The sequence below is a fragment of the Pseudomonas sp. BIOMIG1BAC genome (genome assembly GCF_001705995.2).
Lineage (GTDB): Bacteria > Pseudomonadota > Gammaproteobacteria > Pseudomonadales > Pseudomonadaceae > Aquipseudomonas > Aquipseudomonas sessilinigenes.
The window spans coordinates 2,150,112-2,169,449 of sequence record NZ_CP049045.1; the positions used below are offsets into that span (position 1 = coordinate 2,150,112).

A 19,338-nucleotide genomic window follows, 5' to 3' on the forward strand; every position below is an offset into this window, starting at 1 on the left:
GCGACAGATCGTCGGAATGGTTGCCGGGGCTGGTGGTGCAGTGGCCGCTCCGTATAATGCCGCCATCGCCACTGCTATGGATAAACGGATTGCATATGACACAACAGCGCCCTATTGCGGTCCTGGGAGGCGGTAGTTTCGGTACCGCCGTGGCCAATCTGCTGGCCGAGAACGGCCAGGCAGTGCGCCAGTGGATGCGTGATCCCGAACAGGCCGAGGCCATTCGGCTCAATCGCGAGAATCCGCGTTATCTCAAAGGCATCAAGATCCATCCCGCGGTGGAGCCGGTCACCGACCTGCTGGCCACCCTGAGCGACAGCGAACTGTGCTTCGTCGCCTTGCCCTCCAGCGCCTTGCGCGCCGTGCTGGCCCCCCATGCGCAGCTGTTGGGCGGCAAGATGCTGGTCAGCCTGACCAAGGGCATCGAGGCCCAGACCTTCAAGCTGATGAGCGAGATCCTCGAAGACATCGCCCCCCAGGCGCGGATCGGGGTGCTGTCGGGGCCCAATCTGGCGCGCGAAGTGGCCGAGCACGCCCTGACCGCCACGGTGGTCGCCAGCGAGGACGAACAGCTGTGCCAGCAGGTCCAGGCCGTGTTGCATGGGCGGACCTTCCGGGTCTATGCCAGTGCTGATCGCTTCGGCGTCGAGCTGGGCGGTGCCTTGAAGAACGTCTACGCAATCATCGCCGGCATGGCGGTCGCCCTGGGCATGGGCGAAAACACCAAGAGCATGCTGATCACCCGGGCCCTGGCGGAAATGACCCGTTTTGCCGTGAGCCAGGGAGCCAATCCGATGACGTTCCTGGGCCTGGCCGGGGTGGGCGACTTGATCGTCACCTGTTCCTCGCCCAAGAGCCGCAACTACCAGGTGGGTTTCGCCCTGGGCCAGGGCTTGAGCCTGGACGAGGCAGTGACCCGCCTGGGCGAAGTGGCGGAGGGCGTCAATACTCTCAAGGTGCTCAAGGCCAAGGCCCAGGAGCTGGGCGTCTACATGCCGCTGGTGGCCGGCCTGCATGCGATCCTGTTCGAAGGCCGGACGCTGAACCAGGTGATCGAGCTGTTGATGCGCGGCGAACCGAAAACCGATGTCGACTTTATCTCCACCAGCGGATTCAACTGAGCAGTACAGGAGCGAGACATGAACGATACGAATTCCGAGGCCAAGTACGAATCCATTCTCCTGCGGGTGTTGTGGATGCTGGTATTCGCCCTGGTGTGGCAGGTGGCGCAGTTCCTCCTGGGCGCGTTGGTGGTGGTGCAGCTGATCTACCGGTTGGTCTACGGCGCCCCCAATGCCGGCATGATGAATTTCGGCGACAGCCTGAGCCAGTTCCTGGCGCAGATCGGCCGTTTCGGCAGTTTCCATACTGAGCAGAAACCCTGGCCATTCGCCGACTGGCCGGCACCACGGGCACCGGAAGGCGAGGCGCCCCACAGCGTGCCGCCAGCACCGCATCCGGTACGTGACGAGGAGCCCAAGCTGTGAAGCTGTGGGTGCTGCGTCATGGCCAGGCTGAATCCCATGCGGCCACCGACGCCCAGCGCAACCTTACGGCCCATGGCCGTCAGCAAGTGCTGGACAGCGCGGCACAGCTGATCGGCCAGCCCATTGCGGCGATTCTTGCCAGCCCATACGCCCGGGCCCAGCAAACGGCGCACCTGGTACGCGAAGCCCTGGGGTTCGAAGGAGAGGTGCTTACGGTGCCGTGGCTCACGCCGGACACCAATCCCTTGAAGGCGCTGGAGCAACTGGACAGCGCCGACAATCTGCTGCTGGTCAGCCACCAGCCCCTGGTGGGCAGCCTGATCGGCCTGTTGCAGCATGGTCATTTGCGTGACCCGCAAGCCATGGACACCGCCAGCCTGGCCGAGCTGCAAGGCGACTGGCCGCTGGCCGGGACCATGACCCTCACCCGCGTCAGGCATCCCTGAATCCTGCAGGTAAGCGGGGCGTGGACCCGTTTGCCTGCAGGTGCGTGCGCTACATTTCTTAACTTGCAGCACTCCTTTGTGCGTGGAATAGTCGACCGAGCAAGTGCTTGGTTGGTAAGAGGCTGTTCCCGAACACAACAAAAACAGAGGAGCGAGTCATGTCTGCTGCTTTTCGTTTGCCCCTGCAAGTGTTCTACGAGCGCGAGGTTCGTCATCCCCAGCAACGTTTCCTGGTCCAGCCCTGCGGGGGTGGCAAGGTGCAGGAGCTGAACTGGGCTGACGTCGCGCGACAGGTCCGCAGCGCCGCCCAGTGGCTTCGGGAACGGCAACTGCCTCCGGGCAGCCGTATCGCGATCATCGGCAAGAACTCCGCCCACTGGATCATCGCCGACCTGGCGATCTGGATGGCCGGACATGTCTCGGTGCCGTTGTACCCCAACCTCACCGCCGAGTCGGTGGCCCAGGTGCTGGAGCACTCCGAATCGGCCCTGGTGTTCATCGGCAAGCTCGATGCCTGGCCGGAAATGGCCGCGGGGGTCAGGCCCGGATTACCTACGATCAGCCTGCCGCTGGCCCCCGAGGGGCGCTTCGATTTTTGCTGGGACGACCTGCAACGCTGCCAGCCCCTGGCAGAGAGTCCCTGCCCAGCGGCTGAGCAATTGGCCACCATCATCTATACCTCCGGCACCACCGGGATGCCCAAGGGTGTGATGCACAGCTTCGCCAACCTGGGGTTTGCCGCCAGCCATGGGGCCGACCTGTTTGGCCTGGGCCCCGATGACCGGCTGCTGTCCTACCTGCCGCTGTGCCATGTGGCCGAGCGCATGTTCGTCGAGATGGCGGCGATCTACACCGGACAGACGGTGTTCTTCGCTGAAAGTCTCGATACCTTCCTGGTTGACCTGCGACGTGCCCGGCCCACGGCGATGTTCGGGGTACCGCGAATCTGGACCAAGTTCCAGATGGGGGTCTACAGCAAGATGCCAGCCAGGCGCCTGGATTTTCTCCTGGGTCTGCCTTTCATCGGCAAGCGGGTCGGGCACAAGGTCCTGGCGGGCCTGGGGCTGGATGCCTTGCGGGTTGCCCTGTCCGGGGCGGCGCCGGTGCCCCAGGCCCTGCTGCATTGGTACCAGCGCCTGGGCCTGGACGTGCTGGAGGTCTATGGCATGACCGAGAACTGTGGTTATTCCCATATCGGCCGTTCCGGGGAATATGCCCCCGGCTGGATCGGGCGCCCGTGTCCCGAGGTCCAGGTGCGCATCGATGAGTCGGGGGAAGTCCAGGTGCGCAGTGGCGCGGTGATGCAGGGGTACTACAAGGACCCGCAGAAAACCGCGGAAACGGTCACGGAGGATGGCTTCCTGCGCACGGGCGACAAGGGTGAGCAGGATGCTGCCGGCAACCTGCGCCTGACCGGCCGGCTCAAGGAGATCTTCAAGACCAGCAAGGGCAAGTATGTGGCCCCGGCCCCCATCGAGATCCGCCTGGCCGAACACGCGCATATCGAGCAGGTGTGCGTGGTCGGTGATGGCCTGAGCGCGCCCCTGGGGTTGTGCGTATTGTCGGCGGCTGGCCAGCGGGCTGCCGGAGGCAGTACTCGCGAAGACCTGCACAGCAGCCTGGAAGGCCTGCTGGCCCAGGTCAATGGTCGCCTGGACAAGCATGAGCGCCTGCATCGCCTGGTGGTGGTCAAGGACAGCTGGGCGGTGGAGAACGGTTTCCTGACTCCGACGCTGAAGATCAAGCGCAATGTGATCGAGTCCACCTATGGGGGTAGTTTCCAGGCCTGGAGCGAGCGCGAAGAAGTCGTGCTGTGGCAGGATTGAGCGACGACAACCTAACAAGAAGGAAATGGCGATGAGCCTGTGGCGCACCACCCCAAACCTCGAACAATTGAATGCGATCCAGAAGAACACCATCGGTGAAGTGCTGGATATTCGCTTCGAGTCCTTTGACGAGCAATCGCTGACCGCGAGCATGGTCATCGACCACCGTACCCACCAGCCCTACGGTTTATTGCATGGCGGCGCCTCGGTGGTACTGGCCGAGACGGTCGGCTCGATGGCCAGCTACCTGTGCATCGATGCCAGCAAGTTCTATTGCGTGGGGCTGGAGATCAACGCCAATCACCTGCGCGGCCTGCGCAGCGGGCGGGTCACAGCGGTGGCCAGGGCCATTCACATCGGGCGCACCACCCATGTCTGGGACATCCGCCTGAGCAGCGACGAAGGCAAGGCCAGCTGTGTCTCGCGCCTGACCATGGCGGTGGTGCCCCTGGGACAGACTCCGCCAGCGCAGTGAGGCCGCACGCCATAGGCTGAGCCTGGGTGTCAGTATTCCTGTCCGTTACGGTCATTGCCCTGGTGCAAGGGCCTGCGGACAATCGGTATTCGTTTGGTGGATGGATAGGACGGTATGTCGCAACAGGTGTTTTTCGCTCACGCCAATGGGTTTCCCTCCGGCACGTACGGCAAGTTGTTTGCCGCCCTGGCGCCGGAATTCGAGGTGGCTCATTTGCAGCAGCATGCCCACGATCCACGCTTTCCGGTGGATGACAATTGGCAGAGCCTGGTGGATGAGCTGATTCATCACCTGCAACAGCAGGCGCAGCCGGTGTGGGGCGTGGGGCACTCGTTGGGTGGCGTGCTGCACCTGCACGCGGCCCTGCGGTGCCCGGAGTTGTACCGGGGGGTGGTGATGCTCGATTCGCCGGTGCTGACCCGCGCCGACCAGTGGGTGATCCGCGCGGCCAAGCGCTTTGGCTTCATCGACCGCCTGACCCCGGCTGGCCGTACCCTGGGCCGCCGCGAGGAGTTCACCGACATCGAGTCGGCCCGCAGCTACTTTTCGCGCAAGACCCTGTTTCGCGCCTTCGACCCGGATTGCCTGGATGCCTACTTGCAGCATGGCTTGCTGCAAGTAGGCGATCGCCTGCGCCTGCGTTTCGACCCGGCCACCGAGATCAGTATCTACCGCGGCGTACCGCACACCAGCCCGGGCAGTGCCCGCCAGCTCAAGGTGCCCCTGGCGGTGGTACGCGGCCAGCAGAGCAGGGTGGTGATGCGCCATCACACCAGCGCCGTGGGCCGCATGCCCCAGGGCGTGTCGCTGACCATGCCCGGCGGCCACATGTTTCCCCTTGAGCGACCTGAAGACACCGCGACCTTGCTCAAGGACCTGTTCAATCGCTGGCAGCACGACCAGCAACGGAGCCTGGCATGAACCAGGCCGTGGAAGAAGTGCGCCTGAGCCTGCCGCATATCGAGCTGGCAGCCTATCTGTTCGGCCCCGAGGACGGCCTGCCGGTCATCGCCCTGCATGGCTGGCTGGACAATGCCAACAGCTTCGCGCGCCTGGCGCCCAGGCTCGAAGGGCTGCGTATCGTCGCCCTGGACCTGGCCGGCCATGGGCACTCCGGGCATCGCCCGCCTGGAGCGGGTTATGCCTTATGGGACTATGTGTATGACGTGCTGCAGGTGGCCGAGCAACTGGGGTGGCAGCGTTTCGCCCTGATGGGCCACTCCCTGGGGGCCATCGTGTCCCTGGTGCTGGCGGCAGCCATGCCGGCCCGCGTCAGTCACCTGGCCCTGATCGATGGCGTCATCCCGCCTACCGCTACCGGCGAGGGCTCCGCCGAGCGCCTGGGCATGGCACTGCAGGCGCAACTGGATTTGCAGGGCAAGCGCAAGCCGGTCTACAGCACCCTGGAGCGAGCCATCGAGGCGCGGATGAAAGGGGTGGTGGCCGTCAGCCGAGAGGCCGCCGAGCTGTTGGCCCAACGTGGCTTGATGCCGGTGCCCGGTGGCTACACCTGGCGCAGCGACAGCCGCCTGACATTGGCCTCGCCGCTGCGCCTGACCCAAGAGCAGGCCATGTCCTTCGTGCAGCGGGTCGCCTGCCCAACGCAACTGGTGGTGGCTGGCGATGGCATGCTGGCCAAGCACCAGGAATTGCTCCAGCGTCTACCCTTCAACCTGGAACAGCTGCCGGGCGGGCACCACCTGCACCTGAACGATGAGGCCGGTGCCACCTTTGTCGCAGACTGTTTCAATCGGTTTTTCGCCCTTCCTTGACTTGATCCGGTCAACTGTCGAGGCTTGGCGGGTTGAAATGGGAGACAACCATGATAGATCTGTACACCGCTGCGACCCCCAATGGCCATAAGGTTTCCATCCTGCTTGAAGAGCTCGGCCTGCCCTATACCGTGCATGCCCTGAGCTTCGACAAGAAGGAGCAGAAGGCGCCGGCGTTCCTCAAGATCAATCCCAATGGGCGTATTCCGGCCATCGTCGACCGCGACAATGGCGATTTTCCGGTATTCGAATCCGGTGCGATCCTGGTGTACCTGGCCGAGCGCAGCGGCCGCTTGCTGCCGGCCGATGCCAAGGGGCGCTCGGTGGTCATGCAATGGCTGATGTTCCAGATGGGCGGCATCGGTCCGATGCAGGGGCAGGCCAATGTGTTCTTCCGCTATTTCCCGGAGAAGCTCCAGGGCGCCATCGACCGTTACCAGCACGAGACCCGGCGGCTCTATGAGGTGCTCGACACCCGCCTGCAGCAGGTCGAGTACCTGGCCGGCGACTACAGCATTGCCGACATCGCCACCTTCCCCTGGGTACGCAGCCATGAGTGGTCGGGTGTTCCGGTCCAGGGGCTGGAGGCGCTGCAACGCTGGATGGCGGCCATGGAGGCTCGGCCTGCGGTCCAGCGTGGTTTGCAGGTTCCGCAACGCAGCGATGACGCCAGCGTCGTCAAGGGCGCCCAGGCCATGCTGATCCGATGAGGGGCCCAATGCGTTCTCTGAGTGTTCTGGGCCTATCGCTGGTCAGCCTGCTGGCGGTCGCCGCCGATCTGCCCGGCAGCCAGGATCTGCCCCTGGTACCACGGTTGACCGATGCGCAAATCGTCGACTACCGCCCCGAAGCGGAGCAGGAGCGGATCTACCCCATGGGGGCGATTCGCAGAATCAGCGGCCAGTTGCGTTTCGATGGCCAGGTCAATGCCCGCGGCAAGCTCACTACCGTCACCTACCAGTTGCCCGCCGAGCGTAGCTCCAACGAAGCCTTCACCCTGGCTCGCGAAGCCTTGCAGAAGCAGGGGGCCGAGCTGCTGTTCTGGTGCCAGGCCCGGGACTGCGGCGAGAGTAGCCTGTGGGCCAATGAGGTATTCGGCAATGCCAAGCTGTACGGCATCGACGAGCAACAGGCCTACCTGTTGTTGCGCCTGGCAGCGCCCAGGGACAACTCCCTGGTGGCCCTCTACAGCATTACCCGGGGCAATCGCCGGGCCTACCTGCATGTGGAGCAGTTCGACGCAGGGACCCCACTGGGAGAGCTGCTACCTACCTCCGCGACCTTGCTGCGCCAGCTCAAGGATACCGGCAGGCTGGACCTGGCCAGGCTTGCCGAGCCACAACCGGCCTGGCTCAACTTGCTGTCGCGTGGGTTGAACCTGGATACCACTTTGCGGGTCAGTCTCTCCGGTAGACAGGCCGAAGCCTGGCGCCAGGCCCTGATCGGCCAGGGCGTACGCGCGACGCGAATGGAAACCGGCGACACCCAGGCATCCGGCCTGCACTTCGAACTGCTGCGTTAAGCTCTTGCAGGCGGCCCGCACTCGCGGGCTCGCCTACTCTTCACTGGTTACTCTTGCGCGAGACATTTCATGCCCAATAACGATCGCCTGTTGGTGCAGATCCTGCTCCTGGTGCTGTTCGGTGCCAGCTTCTGGGTGATGGCACCTTTCTGGTCGGCCCTGTTCTGGGGGGCGGTCCTGGCTTTTGCCAGCTGGCCGTTGATGCGTTTGCTGACTCGCTGGCTCAACGGCCGCGAATCCCTGGCCGCCGGTTTGCTGACCCTGGGCTGGATGCTGCTGGTAGCGGCTCCACTGGTCTGGCTCGGCCTCAACCTGGCGGATCACGTGCGTGATGCCACGGCGTTCATCAAGGATGTCCAGGTGGATGGCTTGCCCGAGGCCCCGGCATGGCTGGGCAGCTTGCCGCTGGTGGGCGAGCGCCTGGTGGGTTGGTGGAACAGCATCGACGAACAGGGCGCGGCACTGATGGTGGCGGTCAAGCCTTACCTGGGGCAGGTGGGCAACTGGTTGCTGGCCCGTAGCGCCCAGGTGGGCGGGGGCATCCTGGAGCTGACCCTGAGCCTGGTCTTCGTGTTCTTCTTCTATCGCGACGGCCCGCGCCTGGCGTTGTTCGTGCATCGCTTGCTGGAACGCCTGATCGGCGATCGTGCGGGCTACTACATCGACCTGGTGGCCGGTACGGTGCAGCGCGTGGTCAACGGGGTGATCGGCACAGCGGCGGCCCAGGGCCTGCTGGCCTTGATCGGCTTCATCATCGCCGGGGTGCCCGGAGCACTGGTGCTGGGGATCGTGACCTTCCTGCTCAGCCTGATTCCCATGGGGCCGCCCCTGGTCTGGATTCCGGCCACCGCCTGGCTGGCCTGGAAGGGCGAGTACGGCATGGCGGTGTTCCTGGGGATCTGGGGCACCTTCATCATCAGTGGCGTCGACAACGTGCTCAAGCCTTACCTGATCAGTCGCGGTGGCAACCTGCCGCTGGTGATCGTCCTGCTGGGAGTGTTCGGGGGCTTGTTCACCTTTGGCTTCATCGGCTTGTTCATCGGCCCGACCTTGCTGGCAGTGGCCTACAGCCTGTTGCTGGATTGGAGCGCCAGCCAGTCACGGCCCCAGGAACCGCGCTGAGGCCTGCAGGGCGCTCAGGGGCGCGACAGTCGCAATACCGCGGTCAGGCCGCCGCCAGGGGTTTCCTCCAGGCGCAACTGGCCGCCCATGCGCTCGGCCGCTTCGCGGGCGATGGTCATGCCCAGGCCCACCCCGCCTGAGTTGCGGTTGCGCGATCCTTCCAGGCGAAAGAACGGCTCGAACACCGCCTCGCGCTTGTCGGCAGAAATACCCGGCCCATGGTCGATGACGCGGATCAGCAATTGATCGCGGCTGTCCTCCAGGGTCAAGGTGGCCTGGCCGGCATAACGCAACGCGTTGTCCAGCAGGTTGTTCAGGCACGATTGCAGGGCCATGGGCTGTACCAGCAAGGGCGCGCAATGGCCCTGGGCCTGGACATCGGCGCCCTGGTCCTGGGCGTTCTCGCACATCGACTCCACTAGCGCCTGGACGTCCATCAATTGCCAGATCTCGCTGGTGCGCTGTTCATGCAGATAGCTGAGGGTGGCATCGAGCATCTTGATCATGTCGTCCAGGTCCTGGCGCATCTGTCCTTGCAGCTTGCTGTCCTCGATCTGCTCCAGGCGCAGTTTCAGGCGCGACAGGGGCGTGCGCAGGTCGTGGGAGACCGCACCGAGCATGCGCCCGCGTTGCTGGACCTGCTCGCGTATGCGCTTTTGCATCTGGTTGAAGGTGCTGGCGGCTTGCCGTGCCTCGTGGGGACCGAGTTCTTCCAACGGCGGGCTGTCGAGGTTTTCACTGAGCCGCTCGGCGGCAGCGCTAAGGCGCTGGATGGGACGTGATAGCAACTTGGCGCCGTACCAGGCTGCGATGATCAGCGAGATGAACTGGAAGGTCAGGGGCACCAATGGGCCGCCGAACCAGGGGCGCGGTCGCCGGGGGAAGCGTGGCACCGGGGCCGGGGCCTGGCCATTGTCGAGCGCCACCGATCCGGGCGGTGGGGGCGGCGGTGGAGGGGGGCCGTAATGGTGGAACCAGAAGAATGCCAGTAGATGGGCGAGGACAATCGCCACCAGCAAGACGCCGAACAGCCGGCCGAACAGCGTATCGACGCGTCCACGCATCAGCCGATGTCCCGGGCGTCGAACAGGTAGCCCTCGCCACGTACGGTCTTGATCAATTGCGGTGATTTGGGGTCATCGCCGAGCTTTTGCCGCAGGCGCGACACCAGCAGGTCGATGCTGCGGTCGAAGGCTTCGATGGAGCGCCCACGGGCGGCATCCAGCAACTGCTCGCGGCTCAGGACCCGGCGTGGGCGTTCAAGGAAGACCCAGAGCAGGCGGAACTCGGCGTTGGACAGTGGTACGACCAGGCCGTCGGCGGAAATCAGTTGGCGCAGGACACTGTTCAGGCGCCAGTTGTCGAAGCGCACGTTGGCCCGCTGTTCGCTGCGATCGTCGCGCACCCGGCGCAGGATGGTCTGGATTCGCGCCACCAGTTCCCGGGGCTCGAAGGGCTTGGCCATGTAGTCGTCGGCGCCCAGTTCCAGGCCAATGATGCGGTCGGTAGGCTCGCACCGCGCGGTGAGCATGAGGATCGGGATCTCCGATTCGGTGCGTAACCAACGGCACAGGGACAGGCCGTCTTCGCCGGGCAGCATGAGGTCGAGAACCACCACGTCGAAATGTTCGGTTTGCAGGGCCTGGCGCATCGCGGCCCCATCGGTGACGCCGCTGGCGTGGATGTTGAAGCGCGCCAGGTAACCGATCAGCAGCTCACGGATCGGCAGGTCGTCGTCGACGATCAGCGCCCGGGTGTTCCAGCGCTTGTCGTCGCCATTGGCCGGGGCTTTGGAGTCGTCGTTGAGAGGGGCTGGAGTGTTATGCATGGGTAGGGTCATCTGCCAGGTAGGCTGCCGGCCACCAGGGAGTGGCAAGCTTGCGACTTCAGCATAGGCGTCCGGCCCGGGGGCTGGAAGCGCTGTTCGAGGGTCTTGCGGCTGGCAAGGGTAGCGTCATGGCGTGTTACGGGCGTGTCGTTCGTGTATCCGGCTCGATACAAAAGACCCGATGCCTGGGGAATTTGCCGTGCTGGTGGAAACCTCGGATTGCCATTGAGGAGGAATTAGCGCGCATCGGGTCCCGGATCGGTGCGGCTTGCGCTACAATCCGCGCCGATTTCGACTTGCCTGAGAGCTTCTTCATGTCCGCCTGCCAGACACCTATCATCGTCGCCCTGGATTTCCCCACCCGTGACGCCGCACTGAAACTGGCCGATCAATTGGACCCCAAACTGTGCCGGGTCAAGGTCGGCAAGGAGCTGTTCACCAGCTGCGCGGCCGAGATTGTCGGGACCCTGCGGGACAAGGGATTCGAAGTGTTCCTGGACCTGAAATTCCATGACATTCCCAACACCACCGCCATGGCGGTCAAGGCTGCTGCGGAAATGGGCGTCTGGATGGTCAACGTGCACTGCTCCGGTGGCCTGCGCATGATGGCCGCCTGCCGTGAGGTGCTGGACCAGCGCAGCGGCCCGCAGCCCCTGCTGATTGGCGTCACCGTGCTCACCAGCATGGAGCGTGAGGACCTGGCTGGCATTGGCCTGGATATCGAACCCCAGGAACAGGTACTGCGCCTGGCCGCGTTGGCGCAAAAGGCCGGTATGGATGGCCTGGTGTGCTCGGCGCTCGAGGCCCAGGCCCTGAAGAGCGCCCATCCGTCCCTGCAACTGGTGACCCCGGGGATCCGTCCGGCGGGCAGCGCCCACGACGATCAGCGGCGTATCCTGACGCCGCGCCAGGCCCTGGATGCCGGTTCCGACTACCTGGTGATCGGTCGCCCCATCAGCCAGGCAGCGGATCCGGCCAAGGCCCTGGCCGACGTAGTGGCCGAGCTGGCCCTGTAATACCCGGGAGCCGTTCTTCCGGCTCCCTGTCTCCAGCCCCGGTTCCGGGGCTGGCCTGCTTTCAGACTTTGAGCACCAGCTTGCCGAAGTTCTCGCCGCTGAACAGTTTCATCAGGGTTTCCGGGAACGTCTCCAGGCCCTCGACGATGTCCTCCTTGCTCTTGAGTTGCCCCTTGGCCATCCAGCCGGCCATTTCCTGCCCGGCGGCGGCGAACTGCGCGGCATGGTCCATCACCACGAAGCCTTCCATGCGCGCCCGATTGACCAGCAACGACAGGTAGTTGGCCGGTCCCTTGACCGCTTCCTTGTTGTTGTACTGGCTGATGGCGCCACAGATCACCACCCGGGCCTTGAAGTTCAGGCGGGTGAGCACGGTGTCGAGGATATCGCCGCCGACATTGTCGAAATACACATCGACCCCTTTGGGGCACTCGCGCTTGAGACCGGCCTGGAGGTCTTCGCTCTTGTAGTCGATGGCACCGTCAAAGCCCAGTTCCTCGACGAGGAAGCGGCACTTGTCCTGGCCGCCGGCGATGCCGACCACCCGGCAGCCCTTGAGCTTGGCAATCTGCCCGGCAATGCTGCCCACTGCGCCTGCGGCCCCGGACAACACCACGGTTTCGCCAGCCTTGGGGGCGCCGACATCCAACAGGGCAAAGTAGGCGGTCATGCCGGTCATTCCCAGCACGGACAGGTAGCGCGGCAAGGGCGCCAGGCGTGGGTCCACCTTGTAGAAGCCGCGGGGCTCGCCGACAAAATAGTCCTGTACCCCCAGGGCTCCATTGACGTAGTCGCCGACGGCGAAGTCCGGATGCCTGGAGGCGCTCACCCGGCCTACGCCCAGGGCGCGCATGACCTCGCCGATACCCACCGGCGGGATATAGGACTTGCCTTCGTTCATCCAGCCGCGCATGGCCGGGTCCAGGGACAGGTATTCGTTCTTCACCTGGATCTGTCCGGCACCGGGCTCGGCCACGGCCACTTGCTGGTAGGTGAAGGTATCGCGGGTGGCCGCGCCAACGGGGCGCTTGGCGAGCAGGAACTGGCGGTTGGTCAGGGTGGTCATGGCAGGCCCTCGAGAGCTGGATGAAACCCTAGTTGATAGTCCCTTGGGCCGGCTGCTGCAAGGCTCACCCGCCCAGCGAATGGGCTGCGATCCAGAGCCGTGATAAGTGGCAGGAGGCCTCATCACCCGGACGCATGGGGTGGCAAACGGATGCCTGATAGTGCTGCCGCTGCGTCTACCCTCTATGGCTAGATGGGTCCGGGTATTGGGCCCGTACAGGATCGAGGAGCTTTGCATGAGCATGACGTTTTCCGGCCAGGTAGCCCTGGTGACCGGCGCGGCCAACGGTATCGGCCGCGCCACCGCCCTGGCGTTCGCTGCCGAGGGCCTGAAGGTGGTCGTGGCGGATCTGGACGTGACCGGCGGCGAGGGCACCGTGGCGCTGATTCGCGAGGCGGGGGGCGAGGCGCTGTTCGTGCCCTGCAATGTCACTCTGGAGGCCGATGTGCAGCAGCTCATGGCCCGCACCCTCGAGGCCTACGGTCGCCTGGACTATGCCTTCAACAACGCCGGGATCGAGATCGAGAAAGGTCGCCTGGCCGAGGGTTCGCTGGATGAGTTCGACGCCATCATGGGGGTCAACGTCAAGGGTGTGTGGCTGTGCATGAAGCATCAGCTGCCGCTGTTGCTGGCCCAGGGTGGAGGCGCCATCGTCAATACCGCCTCGGTAGCGGGGCTGGGCGCGGCGCCGAAGATGAGTATCTATGCTGCGTCCAAGCATGCGGTGATCGGCCTGACCAAGTCGGCGGCCATCGAATACGCCAAGAAGAAGATCCGGGTCAATGCCGTGTGCCCGGCTGTGATCGATACCGACATGTTCCGCCGTGCCTACGAGGCAGACCCGAAGAAGGCCGATTTCGCCGCGGCCATGCACCCGGTCGGACGCATCGGCAAGGTCGAGGAGATCGCCAGCGCCGTGCTTTATCTGTGCAGTGACGGCGCAGCCTTTACCACCGGCCAGGCACTGGCTGTCGATGGAGGGGCCACGGCGATCTGATGAGTGGCCGGTTCCTGGCGGCAAATGCCGCCAGGCGTCGATGGAATCGACCTTCAGCGTCCTGAAAACGACCTCTATCTAGCTTTTTGCCATTATTGCGACGCCAGAGACTTGTGTGCCGGTGTTCGCCGTTGCGACCCTTCGCAAAAACAAATGGCCCTGTCGCCATTGGGGACTTGAAGGGGATTGCGCAGCATGACGACGACCTCTAGCGGACGCTTTGCCAACCTGGGCATGGCCAAGAAACTGGGCATGGGCTTTGCCCTGGTGTTGCTCCTGACGGCACTGGTGGCCGGTATCGGGGTCTGGTCCCTGCAAACCATCAGCCAGCGTTTCGATGGCCTCAAGCAGATGTCGCAGCTCAATAGCGGGGTCCTCAAGATTCGCTTGCTGGAGCAGGACTATGCGTTGCATGGCGACAGCAAGGTCGTCGATACCCTGCACGAAAACCTGGAGGCACTGGGGGCATTGGCTCAGCGACTCAAGGGCCAGTCCTCGGCCAACCAGGCGGTCATGGCGGATGTCGAGTTGGCATTGGCCGACTATCGCAAGGCCTTCGATGGGTTCGTCGAGTTGACCCAGGCCAAGGACCTGGCGCTGGAAATGGCCAGTTGGTCGGTGTCCAGCGTGGCCAACAACCTCGATGTGCTGCAGGCCGGGCTGGTGGACGACGGCACTTATTCCTTCAAGGATTCCCAGGGCCAGGAGGGGGCCGGGTTCATCGAGCAGGCCAGCCAGGTCAGCCAGGTCTCGCGCCTGATGTTGCAGGCCATGAACGAGGCACGGGTGCGCCTGGACCAGAACCGCAAGGGTGGGGACCAGGAACCCGGCGAGCAGGGACGGATCGAGCAGGCCGTGCAGTCCCTGGCCCTGGTCGAACAGCTCAAGGGCAGCGTCAAGGACGCGGGATACCAGACCGTTCTGAATGAGGTATCGGGGCACATCGGCAACTTCAGCGAAAAACTCGACGAGTACACCGGCCTGTTGGTCCAGGAGAAGCAGGTCTATAGGCAGTTGCACGAGCGTGCCGCCCAGGTGATGGCCCGTGTTGACCAGGCCTATGCCGCCCAGGATCGGTCGATGCAGGACGAGCTGGAGAAAAACGCCCTGTTGATCCTTGGGTCGTCGGCCTTGGCCTTGTTGGTGGGGTTGTTGGCGGCCTTGGCCATTACCCGGTCGATCGTCCGGCCCCTGCGCACTGTGATGCAGGTGGCCCAACAGATAGCCGCGGGGGACCTGACGGCGACGGTGGCGGTCGGGCGGCGTGACGAGATCGGCCAATTGATGCAGGCGATGCAACAAATGAGCAGCGGCTTGAGCAGTATCGTCAGCGGCCTGCAATCGGGGATTGAAAGCCTGGCCGGATCGGCGCAGTCGCTGTCTGCCGTGACCGAGCAGACCAACCTGGAAGTCAGCAACCAGAAGGAGGAAACCGAACAGGTGGCCACGGCCATGAACCAGATGACCGCCACGGTCCATGATGTGGCGCGCAATGCCGAGGAGGCGGCGCTGGCGGCCCAGGCCGCGGATGACAAGGTCGAGACTGGCCAGCAGGTGGTACGCCAGAGCATGCAGCGTATCGAGCAACTGGCGGATTCAGCGAATCGCGCCAGCAGCGGTATCCAGAGCCTGAATGCCGAGATCGCCAATATCGGCAGCGTGCTGGATGTGATCAAGAGCGTGGCCGAGCAGACCAACCTGCTGGCGCTCAATGCGGCCATCGAGGCTGCGAGGGCGGGTGAGCAGGGCAGGGGATTTGCGGTCGTGGCCGATGAGGTGCGGGCGTTGGCCAAGCGCACCCAGCAGTCCACCGAAGAAATCGCCCGTCTGGTGGTGGCCTTGCACGCAGCCGCGGACTCGTCGGTCCAGCAGATCCAGGGCAGCGGTGAGTTGGTCAAGCTAGCGGTGAGCGATGCGTTGCTTACCGAAAGCGCCTTGGGCAGCATCGCCGCGGCCGTGTCGCTGATCCAGCAGATGAACCAGCAGATCGCTGCCGCCGCCGAGCAACAAAGCTCTGTGGCCGAGGAGATCAATCGCAGTGTCACCAGCATTCGCGCCAGTGCCGATCAGTCCTCGCAGGCGATGCAGGGCAGCGCCGCGTCGAGCATCGAGCTGGCGCAATTGGGGGGCGAGTTGAAATCCATGGTGGGGCATTTTCGCCTGTAGCGGCGGGGTGGGCATGGCTGTAGCCAGCCAGTGCCCGGCATGGCGCGCCGGGCACGATCATCCATCTCAGTCGTAGATGGCTTTCTTTTTCCAGTCGGCGTCGGCTTCCACTTCTTTCAGGCCCTGGGTCAACTCGTTGACCTCGTCTTCCGCCGGCTCCAGGGTCGAGAGCACCATGGCATTGGCCCGTGCCAGGAGCTTGTCCAGGTACTCCAGCTGTTCGCTGTAGACCTTGGGGTCCGGTTGCTTGCGCAGGTATTGCACTCCGCGCTCGAAGGCCAGGCGGGCTTGACCCGGCTGGTTCTGCTGCAAGGCGTGCTGTCCCAGGTTGTTGAAGAATTCGATGTGCAGCAGCACCAGGATATGGCGGATTTCCTTGATCCAGCGCTTGGCTTCGTTGGGGGGCAGGAAACCATCGTGGGCGGCGCGGGTGACCTGGCCGTGCATGGCCTCCAGCAGGAAGCGCACGTCCTTGGCCTTGGCTTCGGTCAGGATCGGTGATGGCGGGTTGTTGACCGGGATCGACTCCCCTTGGCCTACCAGGGTGTTCAGCTCGGCAAGGCGGGCCTTGAGTGCTGTGTTGGCTTTATCCAGGTTGAGCAGGCGCTGCACCACATTGAGTTCCAGGCGGGTCAGCAGCAACTTGAGGGCCGGCGACATGAATTGGCCGGGGAAGGTTTCGGTGAGTTCGCCACAGCGGCGCAGACGGTCATTGAGCTCGACCTTGGTGCGGACCTTTTCCAGCTTGTTGTTTTCCACCACATGGTTCATGTAGCCAATGGCGATCAAGAGTGCGATCCCGGCTATTACCAGCAGGGTGATCATGAGTGGTGTCACCGTTAAAACCTCGTTATAGGATTTCGCGTGCGAGTGTAGTGGCTTGGCATTTGGGCGCATAGCGCCGCTCGACGAGCCGGAGATGGCTTGAGCCCTGTCCCTATAGATGCGATGACCGTCTCTATAGTGATAGCAGGCGAACAGGGAGGGCCATGGGTTCAAATTGATATCACCGGCTGCGCAGGACTATAGCGTCTTGTCGGGTGACAGAATATAGGCGTCAAAGCGCGGGCAGCAGAAAAGCCCATGGCAGGCCTGAAACGGGTCCGAAGTTATTGATTTAAATAAAGTTATATCTGGGGGTTGACGACCTCCCAAAGCATCCATAGAATGCGCGCCACTTTCAGCGGAAAGCTAAACGCGAAACGCTGGAGGGAGTGAATGTTGTAGCGTGTCCCCTTCGTCTAGTGGCCTAGGACACCGCCCTTTCACGGCGGTAACAGGGGTTCGAGTCCCCTAGGGGACGCCAATGCGGGAATAGCTCAGTTGGTAGAGCACGACCTTGCCAAGGTCGGGGTCGCGAGTTCGAGTCTCGTTTCCCGCTCCAATTTTAAACGGTCTGGCTTTCGGGCGAGACTGAGTGAAACCAGAGCCCAAGTCTTCGGATGCGGATCTGGACACCGAAACACACACCATGTGTTCCGGGTAGCGTGTCCCCTTCGTCTAGTGGCCTAGGACACCGCCCTTTCACGGCGGTAACAGGGGTTCGAGTCCCCTAGGGGACGCCATTTGCGGGAATAGCTCAGTTGGTAGAGCACGACCTTGCCAAGGTCGGGGTCGCGAGTTCGAGTCTCGTTTCCCGCTCCAATTTTAAACGGTCTGGCTTTCGGGCGAGACTGAGTGAAACCAGAGCCCAAGTCTTCGGATGCGGATCTGGACACCGAAACACACACCATGTGTTCCGGGTAGCGTGTCCCCTTCGTCTAGTGGCCTAGGACACCGCCCTTTCACGGCGGTAACAGGGGTTCGAGTCCCCTAGGGGACGCCATTTGCGGGAATAGCTCAGTTGGTAGAGCACGACCTTGCCAAGGTCGGGGTCGCGAGTTCGAGTCTCGTTTCCCGCTCCAAATTCACAAAAACGCCGCTCATTCGAGCGGCGTTTTTGTTTGCGCGTCATAAAGCGATCTTGGCTTCACGCCGTCCTGCAGCCGTCTGGGCAGATACCGTTTCGAGCTCGTCCGCTCCCTTGTCCTGCCAGCTCCCGGCAGTACTGGAGCTTGCAGGAAAATGATATTTGATTGATCGAATATGATATTGAACCGAGCGGCGCCGCAGCCTAGTTTCTTCATCGAAAGCACCTTGCCCTTAACTATAAAAATAAAGGTATGCGTCGATGACCCGCCTCTCGATGGCCTGGACAGCATTGTCTTCGTTCCCAGCTATAGCACCGAACGGTATCCCAACAGGGTGCGACTATCCTCGCTGGAGTAAGCCCTCAGGCCTTTCGCGCGCCACAGAGCGAAATGTCCTACCTCGCTCTACTGATCCTAGTCGATCGTGATTTTCGCTATGGCAGTTCGCTGATGAGTAGCGAGGCTGCCTATCTTCTGGAGGTCGGTGATGGCACTGGGCGATATCGCAGACCATGTCCAGGGCCTCGAACTCACGCCGCGCTTGCAGGCACCCTACGACTGGCCTCATTGAGCTGCGTTTGCGGCTAGCCTGCTGTCATGACGGGTAATGGAGCGGGCGGGGCAAAACATGGTGCATTTGATCGCCACACAGGAAACCAATCGTATTGCCGCTAATTTCCTGCGGCATCTGCGCCGCTGCTTGCGGGACATGTCGGTGCCATTCGACTTGCCGACAGCATTGGCGCGAGTGGGGAGCGATGCCCGGGCGGTGCTTGCGGGTGACGAGCTGGCGCTGAGTTTCCAGCAGTACTACCAACTGCTCGAGCAGGTGCCCGAGAGTGTTGCCGAGCGCGGTTTCTACCTGCGCTTGGGGGCGTTGTACGACATCACCGATATCGGCTTGCTGGGGTATGCCTGCCTGAGCGCAGAAAACCTGCGCAAATCCTGGGACCTGACCTTCGGCAGCACCGCCTTGCTCCCGCATCCGCTCAATGGAACCAGGCGTGTCTGTGGTGGCCGGGTCGAAGTGTTGCTGCACGCGCCCCTGCACCCTGGCGTCAATGCGCGTGGGTTGCAGGAAGAGTGGCTGGCCTCCACCTGGCACTGGATCTGCCAGCGCCTGCCGGAGGTCAGTGACAGTCAGGAGTTGCGCCTGGAGCTGGATTACCCGGCACCGGCCTACAAGGCGCTCTATAGCGAGATCTTTCCCGGCCGGATCGAGTTCTCCCGACCTGGCACGCGGTTGTCGTTTCCCGAGGCCTGGTACGAGTTGCCCTTTCCTGCGGCCAACCCTTCCACATCGCGTTTGTGCCATGAGCAGTGCCTGTTGGTCATGGCCCAATTGGATAACAACAAGAGCGGCCTGATCGACGACGTGCGACGGATGCTGTTGATGAACCCCCAGCGCGAGTTCCCTAGCCTGGAAGTCATGGCCGAGCGCGTCAGGATGACTCCCATCACCTTCTACCGACATCTGGCGAAGGCTGGGGTCAACTACCGCATGGTGGTCCTTGAAGTGCGAATGGGGCTGGCCAGGGAATATCTGGAAAAAACGCGTATTCCCCTACAGGAAGTTGCTTACACCCTGGGTTATGACTACCCAGCGAATTTTTATCGGGCGTTCAAGAAGTGGTTTGGTTTTACCGCGCAAGAGTGTCGTTTGGGTCGGGATGGAGTGGCTCACCAGTAAAGTTGCCGACTGCAA

At 63.2% G+C, this 19,338-nt stretch carries 19 protein-coding genes, 6 tRNA genes and 1 pseudogene; 21 read left to right on the plus strand and 5 right to left on the minus strand.

Annotated features, from left to right (window positions below; all coding sequences use genetic code 11):
• The first annotated feature begins 95 nt into the window (after nt 1-95).
• From ATY02_RS10095 to ATY02_RS10140, 10 genes are all read left to right on the plus strand, one after another.
• Nucleotides 96-1,121: an NAD(P)H-dependent glycerol-3-phosphate dehydrogenase gene (locus ATY02_RS10095; RefSeq protein WP_068587967.1), complete on the plus strand. Its 1,026-nt coding sequence runs from the start codon at nt 96-98 to the stop codon at nt 1,119-1,121.
• An 18-nt stretch (nt 1,122-1,139) separates the two neighbouring features.
• Nucleotides 1,140-1,487: a DUF4389 domain-containing protein gene (locus ATY02_RS10100; protein ID WP_068587965.1), complete on the plus strand. Its 348-nt coding sequence runs from the start codon at nt 1,140-1,142 to the stop codon at nt 1,485-1,487.
• On the plus strand, nt 1,484-1,933 hold the full coding sequence (gene sixA, locus ATY02_RS10105; protein ID WP_068587963.1) for a phosphohistidine phosphatase SixA: 450 nt from the start codon (nt 1,484-1,486) through the stop codon (nt 1,931-1,933). Before ATY02_RS10100 ends, sixA begins: the two co-directional genes overlap by 4 nt.
• Nucleotides 1,934-2,091: 158 nt before the next feature.
• Entirely contained in the window at nt 2,092-3,759 is a 1,668-nt protein-coding gene (locus ATY02_RS10110) for an AMP-binding protein (protein WP_068587962.1), read from the plus strand.
• Nucleotides 3,760-3,790: 31 nt separating this feature from the next.
• The gene (locus ATY02_RS10115) at nt 3,791-4,234 is read left to right on the plus strand and encodes a hotdog fold thioesterase (protein WP_068587959.1); all 444 of its coding nucleotides are present in this window, start codon (nt 3,791-3,793) and stop codon (nt 4,232-4,234) included.
• A gap of 114 nt (nt 4,235-4,348) precedes the next feature.
• On the plus strand, nt 4,349-5,155 hold the full coding sequence (locus ATY02_RS10120) for an alpha/beta fold hydrolase (RefSeq protein ID WP_068587957.1): 807 nt from the start codon (nt 4,349-4,351) through the stop codon (nt 5,153-5,155).
• Nucleotides 5,152-6,006, plus strand: coding sequence for an alpha/beta hydrolase (locus ATY02_RS10125; protein WP_068587955.1), 855 nt, complete (start codon nt 5,152-5,154; stop codon nt 6,004-6,006). The genes ATY02_RS10120 and ATY02_RS10125 overlap by 4 nt, the downstream gene beginning before the upstream one ends.
• 50 nt (nt 6,007-6,056) lie before the next feature.
• Nucleotides 6,057-6,716, plus strand: a complete 660-nt coding sequence (locus ATY02_RS10130; RefSeq protein ID WP_068587953.1) for a glutathione S-transferase family protein — start codon at nt 6,057-6,059, stop codon at nt 6,714-6,716.
• Nucleotides 6,717-6,724: 8 nt separating this feature from the next.
• On the plus strand, nt 6,725-7,528 hold the full coding sequence (locus ATY02_RS10135; RefSeq protein WP_176719737.1) for a DUF4892 domain-containing protein: 804 nt from the start codon (nt 6,725-6,727) through the stop codon (nt 7,526-7,528).
• 69 nt (nt 7,529-7,597) lie between these two features.
• Nucleotides 7,598-8,650 (plus strand): AI-2E family transporter, encoded by a 1,053-nt coding sequence (locus ATY02_RS10140; protein ID WP_068587950.1) that lies wholly within the window; start codon nt 7,598-7,600, stop codon nt 8,648-8,650.
• Nucleotides 8,651-8,664: 14 nt separating this feature from the next.
• Here the strand turns inward: ATY02_RS10140 and ATY02_RS10145 are convergent, their stop codons facing one another.
• A complete protein-coding gene (locus ATY02_RS10145; protein ID WP_068587948.1) occupies nt 8,665-9,714 on the minus strand; it encodes a sensor histidine kinase in 1,050 nt (349 codons plus the stop codon).
• Nucleotides 9,714-10,478, minus strand: coding sequence for a response regulator (locus ATY02_RS10150; protein ID WP_068587947.1), 765 nt, complete (start codon nt 10,476-10,478; stop codon nt 9,714-9,716). Before ATY02_RS10150 ends, ATY02_RS10145 begins: the two co-directional genes overlap by 1 nt.
• Nucleotides 10,479-10,792: 314 nt before the next feature.
• On the opposite strand from ATY02_RS10150, the gene pyrF reads away from it, so the two are divergent.
• Nucleotides 10,793-11,494, plus strand: a complete 702-nt coding sequence (pyrF, locus tag ATY02_RS10155) for an orotidine-5'-phosphate decarboxylase (protein ID WP_068587945.1) — start codon at nt 10,793-10,795, stop codon at nt 11,492-11,494.
• A 61-nt stretch (nt 11,495-11,555) separates the two neighbouring features.
• On the opposite strand, the gene ATY02_RS10160 is transcribed toward pyrF, so the two are convergent.
• Nucleotides 11,556-12,560, minus strand: a complete 1,005-nt coding sequence (locus tag ATY02_RS10160) for an NADP-dependent oxidoreductase (RefSeq protein ID WP_068587943.1) — start codon at nt 12,558-12,560, stop codon at nt 11,556-11,558.
• A 235-nt stretch (nt 12,561-12,795) separates the two neighbouring features.
• Between ATY02_RS10160 and ATY02_RS10165 the strand changes: the two genes are divergently transcribed.
• The 3 genes and pseudogenes from ATY02_RS10165 (at nt 12,796) to ATY02_RS36545 (ending at nt 15,723) form a co-directional block, all read left to right on the plus strand.
• On the plus strand, nt 12,796-13,557 hold the full coding sequence (locus ATY02_RS10165) for an SDR family oxidoreductase (RefSeq protein WP_068587941.1): 762 nt from the start codon (nt 12,796-12,798) through the stop codon (nt 13,555-13,557).
• A gap of 1,080 nt (nt 13,558-14,637) precedes the next feature.
• Nucleotides 14,638-14,862 (plus strand): annotated as a pseudogene (locus tag ATY02_RS36540) (HAMP domain-containing protein); the annotation flags it as partial.
• Entirely contained in the window at nt 14,860-15,723 is an 864-nt protein-coding gene (locus ATY02_RS36545) for a methyl-accepting chemotaxis protein (RefSeq protein WP_416220677.1), read from the plus strand. The pseudogene ATY02_RS36540 and the gene ATY02_RS36545, both read left to right, overlap by 3 nt.
• Before the next feature lie 66 nt (nt 15,724-15,789).
• Here ATY02_RS36545 and ATY02_RS10175 read toward each other — a convergent pair whose 3' ends face one another.
• Nucleotides 15,790-16,548 carry a hypothetical protein gene (locus tag ATY02_RS10175; RefSeq protein ID WP_068587940.1) on the minus strand — a complete coding sequence of 253 codons (759 nt, stop codon included), beginning with the start codon at nt 16,546-16,548 and terminating at the stop codon, nt 15,790-15,792.
• Nucleotides 16,549-16,953: 405 nt separating this feature from the next.
• Between ATY02_RS10175 and ATY02_RS10180 the strand changes: the two genes are divergently transcribed.
• The 6 genes from ATY02_RS10180 (at nt 16,954) to ATY02_RS10205 (ending at nt 17,627) form a co-directional block, all read left to right on the plus strand.
• Nucleotides 16,954-17,029, plus strand: a tRNA-Glu gene (locus ATY02_RS10180).
• Nucleotides 17,030-17,031: 2 nt separating this feature from the next.
• Nucleotides 17,032-17,107 (plus strand) — tRNA-Gly (locus ATY02_RS10185).
• Between the two features lie 105 nt (nt 17,108-17,212).
• Nucleotides 17,213-17,288: transfer RNA gene (locus ATY02_RS10190), tRNA-Glu, on the plus strand.
• A gap of 3 nt (nt 17,289-17,291) precedes the next feature.
• A tRNA-Gly gene (locus tag ATY02_RS10195) sits at nt 17,292-17,367 on the plus strand.
• A 105-nt stretch (nt 17,368-17,472) separates the two neighbouring features.
• Nucleotides 17,473-17,548: transfer RNA gene (locus ATY02_RS10200), tRNA-Glu, on the plus strand.
• 3 nt (nt 17,549-17,551) lie between these two features.
• A tRNA-Gly gene (locus tag ATY02_RS10205) sits at nt 17,552-17,627 on the plus strand.
• Between the two features lie 18 nt (nt 17,628-17,645).
• Here the strand turns inward: ATY02_RS10205 and ATY02_RS10210 are convergent.
• Nucleotides 17,646-17,849 (minus strand): hypothetical protein, encoded by a 204-nt coding sequence (locus tag ATY02_RS10210; protein ID WP_141698217.1) that lies wholly within the window; start codon nt 17,847-17,849, stop codon nt 17,646-17,648.
• A 412-nt stretch (nt 17,850-18,261) separates the two neighbouring features.
• On the opposite strand from ATY02_RS10210, the gene ATY02_RS10215 reads away from it, so the two are divergent.
• Nucleotides 18,262-19,323 (plus strand): AraC family transcriptional regulator, encoded by a 1,062-nt coding sequence (locus tag ATY02_RS10215; protein WP_068578021.1) that lies wholly within the window; start codon nt 18,262-18,264, stop codon nt 19,321-19,323.
• Nucleotides 19,324-19,338: the final 15 nt, after the last annotated feature.

Excerpts from the sequence above, each read along its gene's own strand:
- ATY02_RS10095 (WP_068587967.1), top strand. The coding sequence starts at position 96 with ATGACACAACAGCGCCCTATTGCGGTCCTGGGAGGCGGTAGTTTCGGT.
- ATY02_RS10100 (WP_068587965.1), top strand. The coding sequence starts at position 1,140 with ATGAACGATACGAATTCCGAGGCCAAGTACGAATCCATTCTCCTGCGG.
- ATY02_RS10110 (WP_068587962.1), top strand. The coding sequence starts at position 2,092 with ATGTCTGCTGCTTTTCGTTTGCCCCTGCAAGTGTTCTACGAGCGCGAG.
- ATY02_RS10115 (WP_068587959.1), top strand. The coding sequence starts at position 3,791 with ATGAGCCTGTGGCGCACCACCCCAAACCTCGAACAATTGAATGCGATC.
- ATY02_RS10120 (WP_068587957.1), top strand. The coding sequence starts at position 4,349 with ATGTCGCAACAGGTGTTTTTCGCTCACGCCAATGGGTTTCCCTCCGGC.
- ATY02_RS10125 (WP_068587955.1), top strand. The coding sequence starts at position 5,152 with ATGAACCAGGCCGTGGAAGAAGTGCGCCTGAGCCTGCCGCATATCGAG.
- ATY02_RS10130 (WP_068587953.1), top strand. The coding sequence starts at position 6,057 with ATGATAGATCTGTACACCGCTGCGACCCCCAATGGCCATAAGGTTTCC.
- ATY02_RS10135 (WP_176719737.1), top strand. The coding sequence starts at position 6,725 with ATGCGTTCTCTGAGTGTTCTGGGCCTATCGCTGGTCAGCCTGCTGGCG.
- ATY02_RS10140 (WP_068587950.1), top strand. The coding sequence starts at position 7,598 with ATGCCCAATAACGATCGCCTGTTGGTGCAGATCCTGCTCCTGGTGCTG.
- ATY02_RS10145 (WP_068587948.1), bottom strand. The coding sequence starts at position 9,714 with ATGCGTGGACGCGTCGATACGCTGTTCGGCCGGCTGTTCGGCGTCTTG.
- ATY02_RS10150 (WP_068587947.1), bottom strand. The coding sequence starts at position 10,478 with ATGCATAACACTCCAGCCCCTCTCAACGACGACTCCAAAGCCCCGGCC.
- pyrF (WP_068587945.1), top strand. The coding sequence starts at position 10,793 with ATGTCCGCCTGCCAGACACCTATCATCGTCGCCCTGGATTTCCCCACC.
- ATY02_RS10160 (WP_068587943.1), bottom strand. The coding sequence starts at position 12,560 with ATGACCACCCTGACCAACCGCCAGTTCCTGCTCGCCAAGCGCCCCGTT.
- ATY02_RS10165 (WP_068587941.1), top strand. The coding sequence starts at position 12,796 with ATGAGCATGACGTTTTCCGGCCAGGTAGCCCTGGTGACCGGCGCGGCC.
- ATY02_RS36545 (WP_416220677.1), top strand. The coding sequence starts at position 14,860 with ATGAGCAGCGGCTTGAGCAGTATCGTCAGCGGCCTGCAATCGGGGATT.
- ATY02_RS10175 (WP_068587940.1), bottom strand. The coding sequence starts at position 16,548 with ATGATCACCCTGCTGGTAATAGCCGGGATCGCACTCTTGATCGCCATT.
- ATY02_RS10210 (WP_141698217.1), bottom strand. The coding sequence starts at position 17,849 with ATGAAGAAACTAGGCTGCGGCGCCGCTCGGTTCAATATCATATTCGAT.
- ATY02_RS10215 (WP_068578021.1), top strand. The coding sequence starts at position 18,262 with ATGGTGCATTTGATCGCCACACAGGAAACCAATCGTATTGCCGCTAAT.